Annotated in this window: 16 protein-coding genes; 11 read left to right on the forward strand and 5 right to left on the reverse strand. The window is 45.0% G+C overall.

Annotated features, from left to right (window positions below):
- Positions 1-31: 31 nt before the first annotated feature.
- The 4 genes from EO130_RS12520 to EO130_RS12535 form a co-directional block, all read right to left on the reverse strand.
- Entirely contained in the window at positions 32-919 is an 888-nt protein-coding gene (locus tag EO130_RS12520) for a nucleoside phosphorylase (RefSeq protein ID WP_127141844.1), read from the reverse strand.
- A 3-nt stretch (positions 920-922) separates the two neighbouring features.
- The gene (locus tag EO130_RS12525) at positions 923-1,855 is read right to left on the reverse strand and encodes a DUF1835 domain-containing protein (protein ID WP_127141845.1); all 933 of its coding nucleotides are present in this window, start codon (positions 1,853-1,855) and stop codon (positions 923-925) included.
- A 144-nt stretch (positions 1,856-1,999) separates the two neighbouring features.
- The gene (locus tag EO130_RS12530) at positions 2,000-2,329 is read right to left on the reverse strand and encodes a translation initiation factor (protein ID WP_127141846.1); all 330 of its coding nucleotides are present in this window, start codon (positions 2,327-2,329) and stop codon (positions 2,000-2,002) included.
- Positions 2,330-2,331: 2 nt separating this feature from the next.
- On the reverse strand, positions 2,332-3,282 hold the full coding sequence (locus tag EO130_RS12535; protein ID WP_127141847.1) for an isopenicillin N synthase family dioxygenase: 951 nt from the start codon (positions 3,280-3,282) through the stop codon (positions 2,332-2,334).
- A gap of 111 nt (positions 3,283-3,393) precedes the next feature.
- Here EO130_RS12535 and EO130_RS12540 point away from each other — a divergent pair, with 111 nt between their 5' ends.
- The 7 genes from EO130_RS12540 (at position 3,394) to EO130_RS12570 (ending at position 10,114) form a co-directional block, all read left to right on the forward strand.
- Positions 3,394-5,373 carry an alpha-ketoacid dehydrogenase subunit alpha/beta gene (locus EO130_RS12540; RefSeq protein ID WP_127141848.1) on the forward strand — a complete coding sequence of 660 codons (1,980 nt, stop codon included), beginning with the start codon at positions 3,394-3,396 and terminating at the stop codon, positions 5,371-5,373.
- Positions 5,374-5,458: 85 nt separating this feature from the next.
- The gene (locus tag EO130_RS12545; RefSeq protein WP_127141849.1) at positions 5,459-5,944 is read left to right on the forward strand and encodes a lipocalin-like domain-containing protein; all 486 of its coding nucleotides are present in this window, start codon (positions 5,459-5,461) and stop codon (positions 5,942-5,944) included.
- A gap of 4 nt (positions 5,945-5,948) precedes the next feature.
- Positions 5,949-6,641, forward strand: coding sequence for a YiaD family glycine zipper/OmpA-like lipoprotein (locus EO130_RS12550; RefSeq protein WP_127141850.1), 693 nt, complete (start codon positions 5,949-5,951; stop codon positions 6,639-6,641).
- 163 nt (positions 6,642-6,804) lie between these two features.
- Positions 6,805-7,137, forward strand: coding sequence for a hypothetical protein (locus EO130_RS12555; protein WP_127141851.1), 333 nt, complete (start codon positions 6,805-6,807; stop codon positions 7,135-7,137).
- 93 nt (positions 7,138-7,230) lie between these two features.
- A complete protein-coding gene (locus EO130_RS12560; RefSeq protein WP_127141852.1) occupies positions 7,231-8,148 on the forward strand; it encodes an EamA family transporter in 918 nt (305 codons plus the stop codon).
- A 65-nt stretch (positions 8,149-8,213) separates the two neighbouring features.
- Positions 8,214-8,774 carry a DUF4251 domain-containing protein gene (locus tag EO130_RS12565; protein WP_127141853.1) on the forward strand — a complete coding sequence of 187 codons (561 nt, stop codon included), beginning with the start codon at positions 8,214-8,216 and terminating at the stop codon, positions 8,772-8,774.
- 146 nt (positions 8,775-8,920) lie between these two features.
- Positions 8,921-10,114, forward strand: a complete 1,194-nt coding sequence (locus EO130_RS12570; RefSeq protein ID WP_127141854.1) for a PQQ-dependent sugar dehydrogenase — start codon at positions 8,921-8,923, stop codon at positions 10,112-10,114.
- Positions 10,115-10,127: 13 nt separating this feature from the next.
- On the opposite strand, the gene EO130_RS12575 is transcribed toward EO130_RS12570, so the two are convergent.
- Positions 10,128-10,448 carry a hypothetical protein gene (locus EO130_RS12575; protein ID WP_127141855.1) on the reverse strand — a complete coding sequence of 107 codons (321 nt, stop codon included), beginning with the start codon at positions 10,446-10,448 and terminating at the stop codon, positions 10,128-10,130.
- 474 nt (positions 10,449-10,922) lie between these two features.
- Here EO130_RS12575 and EO130_RS12580 point away from each other — a divergent pair, with 474 nt between their 5' ends.
- From EO130_RS12580 to EO130_RS12595, 4 genes are all read left to right on the forward strand, one after another.
- Positions 10,923-11,645, forward strand: coding sequence for a cysteine hydrolase family protein (locus tag EO130_RS12580; protein WP_241244351.1), 723 nt, complete (start codon positions 10,923-10,925; stop codon positions 11,643-11,645).
- A 569-nt stretch (positions 11,646-12,214) separates the two neighbouring features.
- Entirely contained in the window at positions 12,215-12,760 is a 546-nt protein-coding gene (locus EO130_RS12585) for a carboxymuconolactone decarboxylase family protein (RefSeq protein ID WP_127141857.1), read from the forward strand.
- A 25-nt stretch (positions 12,761-12,785) separates the two neighbouring features.
- Positions 12,786-13,253 carry a YHS domain-containing (seleno)protein gene (locus EO130_RS12590; protein WP_127141858.1) on the forward strand — a complete coding sequence of 156 codons (468 nt, stop codon included), beginning with the start codon at positions 12,786-12,788 and terminating at the stop codon, positions 13,251-13,253.
- A 75-nt stretch (positions 13,254-13,328) separates the two neighbouring features.
- Positions 13,329-13,745, forward strand: a complete 417-nt coding sequence (locus tag EO130_RS12595) for a nuclear transport factor 2 family protein (RefSeq protein ID WP_206513150.1) — start codon at positions 13,329-13,331, stop codon at positions 13,743-13,745.
- Positions 13,746-13,773 lie beyond the last annotated feature (28 nt).

The raw sequence follows: 13,773 nt of genomic DNA on the forward strand, positions 1-13,773 counted from the left end.
TGGTATCTGTCAAAAAAAACCACCCAGAAAATTATACCAGTTGACTTTTAGAGATACATTCCAAGGTGAACCGAATCAGTTCATCAATACTCTGATGGCCATTTTTGGAGAATTCCCCAGTGGCCCTGTTGGCCAAGATAACATTAAGGGAAACGGCTCGGTGTCCATGCAACTTGGCAAGGCCATACATGCCAGCGGTCTCCATTTCAAGGTTGGTAATCTGCTTGCCTTCGTGTGAAAAGCCAGCTAATTTTTCATTAAAGTCTTTGATGGCGGGCGCTAGGCGCAACGACCTTCCTTGTGGTCCATAAAACCCTGAATTTGTAACTGTTACCCCATATCGTATACGATTTTCATGGAATAATTCAGCCAAACCTGTATCACAATCCACGGCGTAGGGATGGATTTGGTAAGGGCTCCAGTCCAAGTATTTGGTTAAAGCCTGCTCCAGGGTGTTGTTTTTGATGTGTCCACAGTCGTAGAAGTGAAGTAGATTATCAAACCCGATACCGGTGCTGCTGATCAAAAAAGAGTCTACAGGAATATCAGGCTGTAAGGAACCGGATGTACCGACCCGTATAAAATGTAGTGTCCTTTTCTGCTGTTTGACTTCCCTAGTCTCAAAATCGATATTGGCCAGCGCATCCAATTCGTTAAAAACAATGTCGATATTGTCCGTTCCGATTCCTGTGGAAATAGCTGTGATACGTTTTCCGTTATACGTACCCGTGTGGGTCACAAACTCCCGCTTGTTTTTTCTGATTTCGACTACATCAAAGTATTTGGAAACTTCTTTAACGCGATCAGGGTCACCTACGGTAATAATGATGTCCGCAATATCCTCTGGAAGGAGATTGAGGTGGTAAATGCTCCCATCTGCATTAAGGATGAGCTCTGAACTGCCCAGTGAGGCGTCCATTTGTTAAAGTTTCAGGATTCGTTCGGTGTCCGTGTTGTATAGGAAGTTATACTTTAAAGAACCACCTAGATACATCTGATTATCACGTAGTTCTGAATAGTAATTGGTTTCCTGCTTGAGTACGTGAAGTCCTTTTTTGGTGAGTTTGACCGGATTAAAGGAGCTGAACAATGGCTTCAAGGAAGTGATCATTCGGTCGTACTGCGTGTCTCCAAACCCATAATACCCTTGATCGGCCAAAAGATTGCCCATCAATTCCTTCTTGGATTTCGGCTTTTGTTCCTTGGCCACTTCCAATATATGATTTTCCAGGTCGTTCAATCCGTTTTTAATGGTAGGGAAGCGTTTGAGATGGGTTTTTAAGGCCTCTGAGAGGTATTCAAACTGAAAATCGTTATTGGCCATCTGGTTTTCCAAACGGATCGGATTATCGCTGCAATAGAGCTGCCAAATGTAGTCGGCGTATTCGATATCGTCCTGCGAAAGCACCTTTCTGTTATCGTACAGCTCCATCAACTTGGCGTCGCTGAGTTCGTTCAGGCCATACAATTTACTGGAGCCATCTACTTTTCCACTGCACACCAAGGATACCTCGGCATGTCTTCGGTGTGTCTTGAGCCAACTCAGAACGGCCAACATATTGATTTGGCAGAACAAATCATACTCAAACCATAGAACTATATGGTCTTGTTGCTTGTGGTTACAGAGTGAGCGGTATTCTTTTAAGGTTTTTTCAATGAACCAAGACTTGGATATTTTGTAATTCTTGTTCAAGAACTCGAACCTGGTCTTCCAGAAGGATTCACTTCCTACTGAGGAAAGGGTCTTGCCTTCGCAAAGCATTTCCCTCCAGGTGATTACATCTCCTTTAAATTCTAAAGATTGTAACCTAGACGTGAAACTGTCCCCGTTGGTAATATGCAACAGTGATTTCATTTTCAGCTTAGCTTTCGTTGGTTAGGAAGAATAAAAGTAATGTTTAAAGCAGGAATTCAAAAATTTTTTCACAAAACATTGGCCTGGGAGGCAAGTTTTTAACATGAAACAAAAACCTAACCGATTTTTTGTTAAATTCATAGGTTATCCACCTACCCGCTTCACTGAGAAGCCATTTTCCTTAAGGAAATCCATGATTTTATCCCTGTAATCCCCTTGGATGATGATGGACTCATTTTTAAAGCTACCGCCTACGCCGAGCAGTGTTTTCAGGTCTTTTGCCAATTTTTTAAAGTCACTATTGGCTCCATTGTAGCCCTCGATGATGGTCACAGGTTTGCCTTTGCGTTTTTCGTATTTACAGATAATCGGGTCGTCCTGTAGCCAATAGGATGATTTTTCTTCGTTGGTGTCCGGAGTTTCTTCCGGTTCGTAATCGGGAAAAAGGTTCTTCAATTGGTCTTTGAGGTCCATGTTTACTTTTTTACCAGTCCTAGTTCAATCAATCGCTCGTGCAAATACTCCCCAGCGGTAATATCCGCAAATGCTTTTGGGTGTTCTTCGTCAATGCAATTTTCCAGACAATTCAGGGGCATATCGCTCACGGGGTGCATAAAGAACGGCACAGAGTAGCGGGAGGTGCCCCAAAGCTCTCTTGGAGGATTCACCACTTGGTGTATGGTAGACTTCAATTTATTATTGGAAAGCCTTGACAACATATCGCCCACATTGATCATCAATTGGTCGGGTTGTGCAATGGCGTCCACCCAATTGCCTTGGTGGTCCTTTACTTGGAGTCCCTTTCCGTGGGCGCCCATCAGCAAAGTAATCAAGTTGATATCGCCATGCGCTGCCGCCCTCACGGCATTTTTGGGTTCCTCGGTAATGGGCGGGTAGTGGATGGGCCTCAAAATGGAGTTTCCATTTTTGATGTAGTCATCAAAATAAGTTTCCTCCAGGTCCAAATGGAGTGCCAAGGCTCGGAGCACGTATTTAGCTGTTTTTTCCAACATTTTATAGGTTTCCTTGCCTACCTCGTTGAAATCGGGGAGCTCCTCCACGATAACATTATCGGGATATTCCGCCTTCAAAGTCGGATTGTCTTCCACATATTGTCCAAAATGCCAAAATTCTTTAAGGTCACCTTCTTTTTTGCCTTTGGCGTGCTCTTTTCCGAAGGAAGTATAGCCGCGCTGCCCTCCAATACCTTCAATCTCGTATTTATCCTTGACCTCTTGTGGGAGGTTGAAGAATTTTTTGATTTCCTTGTAGAGATTGTCCACCAACTCATCTGAAAGGAAATGTCCGCTCAATGCGACAAAACCTATGTCTTCGAAAGCAGAACCTATTTCTTTTACAAATTTTTCTTTTCGTTTTGAATCGCCCGAGACAAAATCGCTCAGGTCCACGCTTGGAATCGCACTCATATCGTCATCTTTGATGTAGGGTCAAAAATAAGGAATTAAGCTGAGGGTTTTGGAATTTTTGAATGGTTTTGAACGCCTTTTTACTACTTTTAGCACACCTAATTTTTTGATATGATGTATCATGTGGGCAACTTGGAACCAGAAAAGTTGCTGGAACTGTACAAAGGAATGTTGAAGCCTCGAATGATAGAGGAAAAAATGTTGATTCTCCTCCGTCAGGGCAGAATATCCAAATGGTTTAGCGGCATTGGCCAAGAGGCCATTTCCGTGGGTGTGACCCATGCCTTAAAAACCAGTGAGTATATTCTGCCCATGCACCGGAATTTGGGAGTCTTCACTTCTCGAAATATTCCATTGCATCGTCTTTTTGCGCAATGGCAGGGCAAGCAGAGCGGTTTTACACAAGGTAGGGACCGAAGCTTCCATTTTGGAACCCAGGAATACAAGATCGTTGGTATGATTTCGCACCTAGGGCCACAACTTGGGGTGGCCGATGGCATTGCCTTGGCCGATATGCTACGCAGAAAAAAGCGAGTGACCGCTGTGTTCACGGGAGAAGGAGCAACCAGTGAAGGAGATTTCCACGAAGCGCTCAATGTAGCCTCAGTATGGAATCTTCCTGTGCTTTTTTGCATCGAAAATAACGGCTACGGACTGTCTACGGCCACCAACGAACAATACAATTGCGAGCATTTGGCGGATAGGGCCAAAGGCTACGGTATTGAATCGCGAATTATTGATGGCAACAATATTTTGGAAGTGTTTGCCAAGGTAGATGAGTTGTGCAAGGCCATCAGGAGAAGGCCGCGCCCAGTACTTTTGGAGTTCAAGACCTTCCGGATGCGCGGACACGAGGAGGCCAGTGGCACCAAGTATGTTCCGGACAAATTGATGAAGGAATGGGCCAAAAAAGACCCCATTGCCAACTACGAAGCATTTTTGCTTGAAGAAGGTTTGATTTCCCAAGAGGTAATTGATGCGATAAAGGACGAAATCAGTGAGGAAATCAATGCTAATTTGCAAATGGCTTTTGATGAACCTGAAATTTCATCAAATGAAACAAAAGAGTTAAAAGAGGTGTACCATGATTTTGATTATCAAATAATTGAACCTAAATCAAACACAAAGGAAGAGCTACGTTTTGTCGATGCCATTTCGCAAGGTTTGGAGCAATCCATGTACCGTCATAACGAACTCATCATAATGGGACAGGATGTGGCGGAATACGGCGGTGTCTTTAAAATTACCGAAGGTTTTGTGCCCAAGTTTGGGCGGAGCCGTGTACGGAATACGCCCATTTGTGAATCCGCAATTGTCTCTACTGCCATGGGTCTTTCCATAAATGGAATGAAGGCCGTTGTGGAAATGCAGTTTGCCGATTTTGTGAGTTCTGGGTTCAATCCGATTGTCAATTATCTGGCCAAAACACATTATCGTTGGAATGAAAAAGCAGACGTCGTGATACGAATGCCCTGCGGAGGAGGGGTAGGTGCAGGTCCGTTCCATTCACAGACCAACGAGGCCTGGTTTACCAAAACTCCCGGGCTTAAGGTGGTATACCCCGCTTTTCCCGATGATGCCAAGGGACTTTTGAATACCGCGATCAATGACCCCAATCCCGTATTGTTCTTTGAACATAAAGGATTATACCGAAGCGTGAAGGGTGATGTGTCCACCGATTACTACACACTTCCCTTTGGTAAGGCAAAATTGCTTCGGAAAGGTGATGCGATTACAGTAGTGACATATGGCGCTGGAGTGCACTGGGCTTTGGAAACATTGGAAAACTACCCAGAAATTGATGCCGACCTGATAGATCTGCGCACGCTTCAACCTTTGGATACCGAAGCAATCTATGATTCGGTCAAAAAAACAGGGAAACTCATCATACTGCAGGAAGACACCCTTTTTGGCGGAATAGCCAGCGATATTTCGGCCTTGGTCATGGAAAATTGTTTTGAATATTTGGATGCGCCCGTAAAGCGAGTAGGTAGCTTGGAGACTCCTGTTCCATTTGCTAAAGCGCTAGAAAACAAGTATTTGCCAAAAAGTAGGTTTGCGTCCGAATTATTGGAATTATATCACTATTAAGTAGGCGATTTAGACCTTTTTTAATACTTTAACAACTAGAAATACGTCCCCAATCGTATATTTTTTGAACATTAACTTAATACTTATGATGAAACGATCACTTTTATTGATGACCATGATGGGCCTTTTGCTCTCATCGTGCTCCGTTTCCAAAAGCGCTAGAACGCAACGCAATCTGTTCAGCGGCACTTGGAATTTGGACAATGTGTACTACCAAAACAATTCTGGAACATTTAAATCCACCTTGTTCAACGATGCGGAGGATATCTGCTTCGAAGGCAGTCAATGGTTCTTTCGGGATAACAACAGCACTGGGCGATATACCATTGCACAGAGCTCGCTCTGCCAAGGGGGAGACCGTTTTTTTAGATGGTCCGTAGTGGAACCGGAACAAAACTATCAGAGCCAACTTCAATTCAAATTTATCGATGAAAACCGAAAGGATATTTCGGGAGGCTATGGATACCGTTTGAATATTGTTAGCCTGTCCGAGCAATCCATGACCTTAAATTCCAATGTTTCAGTGGATGGTCAGCCTGTGACCATTGTTTACGAATTCTCAAAAAGATAATTAGATGAAAAATATAGTTTTAAAAGGAGCGGCGGCCTTTATGGCGCTATCCATGATCATTAGTTGCGACGCCGTCAAAAATGCGAACAACACCCAAAAAGGAGCTGCCATTGGCGCCGGTAGCGGCGCAGTAATTGGTGGTGTGATCGGTAATAACGTAGGAAAGGGTAACACCGCTTTGGGTGCCATCATCGGTGCAGTTGTAGGTGGTGCTGCCGGAGGATACATCGGTAATCGTATGGATCGTCAGGCGGAACGTATCGAAGAAGAAATCCCAGGTGCCGAAGTACAACGTGTCGGTGAAGGAATCAACGTGACCTTTAGCGGAGAAAACGGTGTCTATTTTGATACCAATAAATCCGATATCAAGGGTGCCTCCGCCACTACCTTGGATAAATTGGCCGGCATTTTTAAAGAGTATCCCAAGACCAACATTTTAGTAGAAGGGCATACCGACAGCGATGGTGCAGCGGAATATAACATGAGCCTTTCGCAACGTAGGGCGCAGGCCGTAACCTCTTATTTGGTTTCCAAAGGTATTTCCAGTGGACGCTTTACCACCAAATGGTATGGGGAGGAGCAGCCCGTGGAAAGCAACGAAACCGCGGCGGGCAAAGCGGCAAACCGACGGGTAGAGTTGGCCATTATTGCCAGTGATGAACTGAAGGAAGAAGCCCGTGAGCAAACAGGGAATTAAATAATTTTATCCCGTATAAATTGAGAAAGGCCCGGAAAATCCGGGCCTTTTTTTATGAATGTTAAATAAACCATTAAAAGATAGTTAAGCCTCGTACGGTTTCATGAATTTTGTTTAACTTAATGGATGTCAATTCGTTAATGTTAAAATTTCACATCAGTTTATGAGCCACCTAACCCAATTTACTACCAAAGAGCAACAAGCACTGGTGATGCGGGTGGAACGCAATCATAGAATGGTGCAACGGTTGAACGAAAAGTTGAAATCGTATACCCATGAACCAAAATGTCCGCGACGGTTCGAAAAGTTTTACGAATTGAACAAAAGCATCCAAAACTTCAAAAAATACGACGCCCGTATCATGTCCATCATCCGGCAACGACACCTTGACTTTGGTGACCTTGACCAAAAGGAAGTGGAAAACCACATTAATCGCTTCAAAAAATTGGAAAGTGATTTTGCCTCGTATTTATTGGAGTTGGACAAACCCCTTTAGAATTTCCTGATTTATTTTATTCCAAATGGTGCGGCCATAGCGGTTTCTTTAGGAAACATACGTAATATTGCAGGGCAATTAAACCAGCTTGCTATGGGAAAATCCTCAAATTCCGCCTTGGTGATCTTGGCATTCTTTGCCATCTACGTCATTTGGGGCTCAACCTATTTATTGAACAAGATCGCAGTATTGGAATTGGAGCCCTTTATGCTGGCGGGTTGCCGCTTCACCGTGGCCGGTCTTTTCATTTTTCTACTGGCAAAAATCATGGGAATCAGCCTGCACATTACCAAAAAGCAACTCTGGAACACAACTATTGCGGGCATCCTCTTTTTGAGTGTGGGGAATGGCTTTGTGGTTTGGGCATTGCAGTATGTGGATACGGGTTTTGCCGCTTTGGAGATTTCAGCACAACCACTCATTATTTTACTGTTGATGCGTATGCTTCAGGGCAAGAAAATACAGCCCATGTCCATGGTCGGGGTACTGCTGGGAATTTTGGGCATTTACCTCTTGGTGAGTCAAAAACAGATCATTGCGCAAGAGGGGTCCATTTTAGGCATGATTACCATTTTCTTCTGTTTGATCTGTTGGGCCTACGCCAGTCTGTTTGTGGCAAAAGCCGACCTTCCCACCAATTATTTTGTAAACACAGGCTACCAAATGTTTTTTGCGGGTCTTATTTTGGGGTTGATGAGCCTTGCCTTCGGCGAGGAATGGTCCTCACCTTTGGGCTGGAGCACCGAGGTGCAGGTGTCCATGCTGTTGCTCGTATTTTTGGGGAGCATTGTGGCCTTTACCTCTTTCAACTACCTGCTCAAAGCGGTATCACCTGAAAAAGTGGCCACCTCCACCTATGTGAATCCGATTGTGGCCCTCTTGCTTGGTTGGTATTTTTTGGATGAGCAGATTACCCTGCAATCCATAGTGGCGGCCGTAATCCTGTTAACGGGGGTGTATTTCATCAACACCAAGAAAACACTGGCCATCTTTGAGCGCTTCAAACGTTAAGACTGCGTTATTTGTCGAGGTATTGATACCGTTTTTTTGTATTTTCTATCGACTAAAAAATCATAATGATGAAGACTACAGCAAAAATCGGGGCTTTTGTGCTACTGCTGATGACCCTTGCCTGTGCATCCAACAAGAATAGTGCAACCCCAGAAGAAATAGCCGCGCTGGACGATATGATCGAGAATCGGAATTTTGAAATTCAGGCTCTTTGGGCACAGCCCATGCCGAGCCAAGGGATGAACAGTATTGCGAATGCTGGATTGCTGCCCTTTGGAAGTACGGCCAACCGTATCGATATTACCACAACGGGTGGATATTTCCGCATGGTAGGGGATACCGTTAAGGCGGACCTTCCGTATTTTGGTGAACGGCAAATGGGCGGACTTTATAACCAAAACAAGGCTGGAATCCAGTTTGATGGTGTGCCCAAAGAACTTTCCTTTTCGTCCAATAAAAGAGAGACCGGAAAAATTATGCGGTTTACCATCAATGACGATTTGGAGAACTACCAAGTGTACGCACAGCTATTCCCCAATGGAAATGCCTTGTTGACCATTTCAAGTTCACATCGTAGGAACATTGGGTATCAGGGGAACGTCTCCAAGTACGAGAAAAAAGAGTAGGGGGTCAGGTGCGTGGAAGCAGTATTTATGCACGGCATCAATATTTTAAATGCACCCATTTACTATCCAAATCCAAACCGCTTCCGCTTTCCATGATTTTGTCATAGCTTTAAGCTTTTAGAAACCAAAACAACTAAACAATTAAAATGAAAATGAATCATACGACCTTCAGGTCTTTATCTATTTTACTACTTTCCATACTTGTCCTTTCCTGCAAAGGCAACACGGAAAATAAAGAAGAAGCTTCGGAAGAGAATGCCGAACCCACTACGGAAACAGCATACACGGGAAATTTACCATTGGATAGGCTCAACCTTCCGGAAGGATTCCATATTGACACTTATGTGGAAAACTTGGAGGGAGCCCGCTCCATGGCCATGGGCCCGGACGGCACCTTGTTTGTGGGAACCCGTAACGAGGGCAAGGTCTATGCGGTCAAGGATACCGATGGGGATTACAAGGCGGACAAAACCTACACCATTGCTACCGATTTGGAACAGCCGAACGGCGTAGCGGTAAAAGATGGCGCTCTTTATGTAGCCGCCGTAAGCCGTCTGTTCAAGTATTCGGATATTGAATCCCAGTTGGAAAATCCACAGGAACCCGAATTGATCTACGATGACTATCCCACCGAATTTCATCACGGTTGGAAGTACATCGCCTTTGGACCCGATGATAAATTGTACGTTCCCGTAGGAGCACCCTGCAATATTTGCGACAGTGCAACGGTGGATAAACGCTATGCCTCCATTACCCGAATGGACCCCGATGGCAGCAACCGCGAAGTTATTGCCCATGGCGTCCGGAATACGGTTGGATTTACCTGGCATCCAGAAACCCAAGAACTGTGGTTTACCGATAATGGTCGGGATATGATGGGCGATGACGTACCACCTTGCGAATTGAACAAATTGACCGAAGTGGGACAGCATTTTGGATATCCCTTTTGCCATGGCGGCACTATCAAGGACCCTGAATATGGGAACCAGCGTCCCTGTTCCGATTTTGTGCCCCCGGTACAGCCACTTGGTCCGCACGTAGCACCTTTAGCCGTTAAATTTGGGCAAGGTCCAATGTTCCCCGAAGCCTATCGAGGACAAGCGCTTATCGCACAGCACGGCTCTTGGAACCGTTCGTCCAAAAAAGGGTACAGGATTATGATGGTGAAATTGGAAAATGGAAAGGCCGTAAGCTATGAGCCCTTTATTGATGGTTGGCTGGACGAGGAAGCCCAAGAGGCCTTCGGCCGCCCAGTTGATTTACTGTTCCTCAAAGATGGTTCCCTCCTCATATCGGATGACGAGGCCAATGCCATATATAGGGTGACTTACAAGGGATAAACCCCTAAAAATACTAGATAAGGTACTTGGGAATGGACATTTGTTCCATTTTCCAAGTACTTTTTTTTTGGTCCTTATCGGTTACTTCTACGAAGAATAGGTCGGATTGGCTGTCTTCCGAACGGAGTTGTTCCACGGTATAGGTACATTCTTTATAGTGGAATTCGTATTCGGTAGCCAGACCTTCCTCACTTTCCGTAATCTTTCCATTACGAAGGATCAAATTGGGTTTGGCCAGAATACTGTTGCTTTTGTGCCAGCATAAGTAACGGATTTCCCCCGTGTGCATACGGTCGATACGGATGGTGAACTGGCTGTCGCCGCAATAGGCCAAAATACGTTCAATGCTAGTGTCTCTCCAATAGATGGCTCAGTAGGTTTAAGAAGGTTTGGAGTGTTCTCGAACGGTCAAAAAATAGCTGTATTGCCTCAAACACGGTATTTTTTGGTAAAGATGGCCCCGAACAACCATCCCACCATGAAAATAATCCAGCCCAACAGAATCAAACAAATAATTTGTAAGGTATTTATGGTATCAATTATAGTCATACTCTTTAGATTTTTATAGGCAAGCTACACAATGTGCAATAATTTTTCGCCACCAATTGACGGATGCCCCTTTTGATCTGACGGATGGCCCTTCCCGATCAACGGATGCGTTTTTTGGGTCCATCAAAAGGAATTTAAAAAGGGAAAATTATCCATTCATTGGCGAAGTCCGTCCATTTTCCCAAAGAGGCTATTGCCGCAACTTTGTTCCATCAAAATTTAAGTTTAATCAGAAAAGATAAATACCATGAAAAATTTGATGCGAACAGTAACATTGTTCATTATTACTATTACGGGCGTGTATGCCCAATTGCCCGAACCGGGTTTCACGATTGACGGCTCCACCGCCATTGTGATCACCGACCCACAGAACGATTTCCTGAGTCCAGATGGTGTGGCCTGGGGCGCCGTGGGCCAAAGCGTTCAGGAGAACAACACCATTGAGAACCTGGAGACCATTTTTAAATTGAGCGAACAGTACAACATTCCCGTATTTATCTCTCCCCATTATTATTATGAGCACGACCATGTGTGGAAATTTGAGGGAACCCTTGAAAAATTGATGCACAACATCAGCATGTTCGACCGTGGGGACCAGCTTAATGTAGAAGGTTTTGAAGGTTCCGGTGCCGATTGGTTGCCCCGCTACAAAAAGTATATCGAAAAGGATAGGGTAGTGGTGACCAGCCCGCACAAAGTGTTCGGCTCCGAGTCCAATGATCTGGCCTTGCAGTTGCGTAAACAAGGTGTGGACAAGGTAATCTTGGCCGGAATGTCCGGGAACCTGTGTGCCGAATCGCACATGAGGGAATTGGTGGAAAACGGTTTTGAGGTAGCCGTGGTGGGCGATGCTACCGCTTCTGCCAAACTACCCGGATTGGACGGCGACCAAGCGGCCCAAACCAATTATAAAATGATTTCCAGCCGGGTGTTTACCACCGATGAATTGGTGAAAGAGCTCAAAATGCATCCTGTGAGATAACAATTCATGTGGTTGATGTTGAAGTGGAGTGGCAAGGGGCCGGACCGTAGGTTCGGCCTCTTTTTTTGGTTTGTGCTTCATAAAAATGGAAATGCGTCATTCTGAATTTATTTCAGAATCTCATTCTGTTGATTATAAAATGATGATGAGAACCTCAAACAAGTTCAGGTTGACGGCGACCGGATTTGTTAAAGCGAATAGTTCAAAAAAAGTAGAAAGCGTCATTCTGAATTTATTTCAGAATCTCATTCTGTTGATTATAAAATGATGATGAGAACCTCAAACAAGTTCAGGTTGACGGCGACCGGATTTGTTAAAGCGAATAGTTCAAAAAAAGTAGAAAGCGTCATTCTGAATTTATTTCAGAATCCCATCCAGTTTCTGAGAACCTGAAACCTGCCTTTGCTGGCAGGCAGGCAAGTTCGGGTCGACGGAAACCAACTTTTTGTCCAACGAGGGAAAATTGTCCAAGGACTTGCGCCATCTGTCCATTTTATCGCAATCCTCATCGCCCCACCTTTGTCATGTCAAAAGTTGACAATCAAATTATAAATCAAAAACAGAAAGTTATGACACGATTACAAGCATTAGATCCTAAGGAAGCAACCGGAAGATCCAAAGAATTATTTGAAGGCATCCAAGGCAAATTGGGCATGGTTCCCAATATGATGCGTACCATGGGGAACTCCCCAGCCGTTCTGGAAGGTTATTTGAACTTGAGCGATGCCCTGGGCAAAGGGTCCTTGGGCGGTAGATTGGGCGAACTCATCGCTTTGACCGTTGCCGAGTCCAACGCCTGTAACTACTGCCTTTCCGCGCATTCCTTTATCGGCGAAAAGTTGGTGGGCATCGACACCACTACGCTTCAATCGGCTAGGGACGGTATCAACTCCGACCCCAAAGTGGCCGCAGCGCTTCAGTTTGCCAAGACCTTGGTTTCCAAAAACGGACGGGTATCCTCCGAAGATGTGGAAACCGTAAAAGCTGCCGGTTTTTCCGATGGTGCCGTGGGCGAGATCGTAGCGCACGTAGCCTTGAACATCTTGACCAATTATTTCAACAATACGGCCAATACCGATATCGACTTTCCCGTGGTGGAAGCCGCAACGGTATAGTCAGTAACCTTTAAAATTAGAAACGATGAAAACGATTAAAAATCTAGCATTTTTGGGATTGCTGTTCTTCGCTGTGATCAGCGTAAACGCCCAGACCCCTCCGGTAGACGATAACGGCCTTGCCATTGGCGGGTACGATGTGGTCGCCTATTTTTCCAGCGCACCCCAAAAAGGGAGCAAAAACTATGCGGTAAAGCACCATGGCGCCACCTATTACTTTGCCAACAAGGCGAACCAAAGTGCCTTTAAACAATCGCCCAACAAGTATTTGCCCCAGTTCGATGGGTACTGTGCTTTGGGTGTGGGGGCCAAGGAGGCCAAGTTTCCCATCAACCCGGAAACCTACACGGTGATCGATGGCAAATTGTATCTCTTCTTTAATGGTCCGTTCAACGGGGAACTGTTCAACACTTACGAAGATTGGGGACAACGCACCACGGAGCTCAAAACGGCAGCACATGCCAATTGGCCCACGGTCAAAAACAGCAAGTAGTTTTAATTAGCTGATAAGGGTAGGGCCCCGCCATAGGTCCTGCCCTTTTTTTTTTAATGCAAAAACATCACAGATATGGACATCGAGAAAAAATATCCGCTGCCTCCCTTTACCGAGGCCACCGCACACGAAAAAGTACAATTGGCAGAAGATGCCTGGAACAGCCAAGACCCCGAAAAGGTAAGCAAGGCCTATACGGTGGACACCGAATGGCGTAACCGTTCGCAGTTTATCAACGGGCGCGAGGAAGTGGTCGCCTTTTTGACGGAAAAGTGGCAAAAAGAAAAAAATTACAAATTGAGAAAGGAACTATGGGCCTTTACCGACCATAAGATTGCAGTTCGGTTTGAATACGAATACCAAAATGCCGAAGGAGCGTGGATTCGCGCGTATGGAAATGAAAATTGGGAGTTCAATGAGCATGGGTTGATGCAAAAGCGCTATGCCAGTATCAACGACCTGCCGATAACCGAATCGGAGCGAAGACTTTAGTCATTTTTGGAGTTATGTCACTTCGAGC

Source organism: Flagellimonas marinaquae (assembly GCF_003992675.1).
Lineage (GTDB): Bacteria > Bacteroidota > Bacteroidia > Flavobacteriales > Flavobacteriaceae > Flagellimonas > Flagellimonas marinaquae.

Bases quoted from the DNA above. Each gene is read 5' to 3' on its own strand.
- EO130_RS12525 (WP_127141845.1), bottom strand. From the start codon at position 1,855: ATGAAATCACTGTTGCATATTACCAACGGGGACAGTTTCACGTCTAGG.
- EO130_RS12530 (WP_127141846.1), bottom strand. From the start codon at position 2,329: ATGGACCTCAAAGACCAATTGAAGAACCTTTTTCCCGATTACGAACCG.
- EO130_RS12540 (WP_127141848.1), top strand. From the start codon at position 3,394: ATGATGTATCATGTGGGCAACTTGGAACCAGAAAAGTTGCTGGAACTG.
- EO130_RS12595 (WP_206513150.1), top strand. From the start codon at position 13,329: ATGGACATCGAGAAAAAATATCCGCTGCCTCCCTTTACCGAGGCCACC.
- EO130_RS12545 (WP_127141849.1), top strand. From the start codon at position 5,459: ATGATGAAACGATCACTTTTATTGATGACCATGATGGGCCTTTTGCTC.
- EO130_RS12590 (WP_127141858.1), top strand. From the start codon at position 12,786: ATGAAAACGATTAAAAATCTAGCATTTTTGGGATTGCTGTTCTTCGCT.
- EO130_RS12520 (WP_127141844.1), bottom strand. From the start codon at position 919: ATGGACGCCTCACTGGGCAGTTCAGAGCTCATCCTTAATGCAGATGGG.
- EO130_RS12565 (WP_127141853.1), top strand. From the start codon at position 8,214: ATGATGAAGACTACAGCAAAAATCGGGGCTTTTGTGCTACTGCTGATG.
- EO130_RS12535 (WP_127141847.1), bottom strand. From the start codon at position 3,282: ATGAGTGCGATTCCAAGCGTGGACCTGAGCGATTTTGTCTCGGGCGAT.
- EO130_RS12550 (WP_127141850.1), top strand. From the start codon at position 5,949: ATGAAAAATATAGTTTTAAAAGGAGCGGCGGCCTTTATGGCGCTATCC.
- EO130_RS12585 (WP_127141857.1), top strand. From the start codon at position 12,215: ATGACACGATTACAAGCATTAGATCCTAAGGAAGCAACCGGAAGATCC.
- EO130_RS12580 (WP_241244351.1), top strand. From the start codon at position 10,923: ATGCGAACAGTAACATTGTTCATTATTACTATTACGGGCGTGTATGCC.
- EO130_RS12570 (WP_127141854.1), top strand. From the start codon at position 8,921: ATGAAAATGAATCATACGACCTTCAGGTCTTTATCTATTTTACTACTT.
- EO130_RS12560 (WP_127141852.1), top strand. From the start codon at position 7,231: ATGGGAAAATCCTCAAATTCCGCCTTGGTGATCTTGGCATTCTTTGCC.
- EO130_RS12555 (WP_127141851.1), top strand. From the start codon at position 6,805: ATGAGCCACCTAACCCAATTTACTACCAAAGAGCAACAAGCACTGGTG.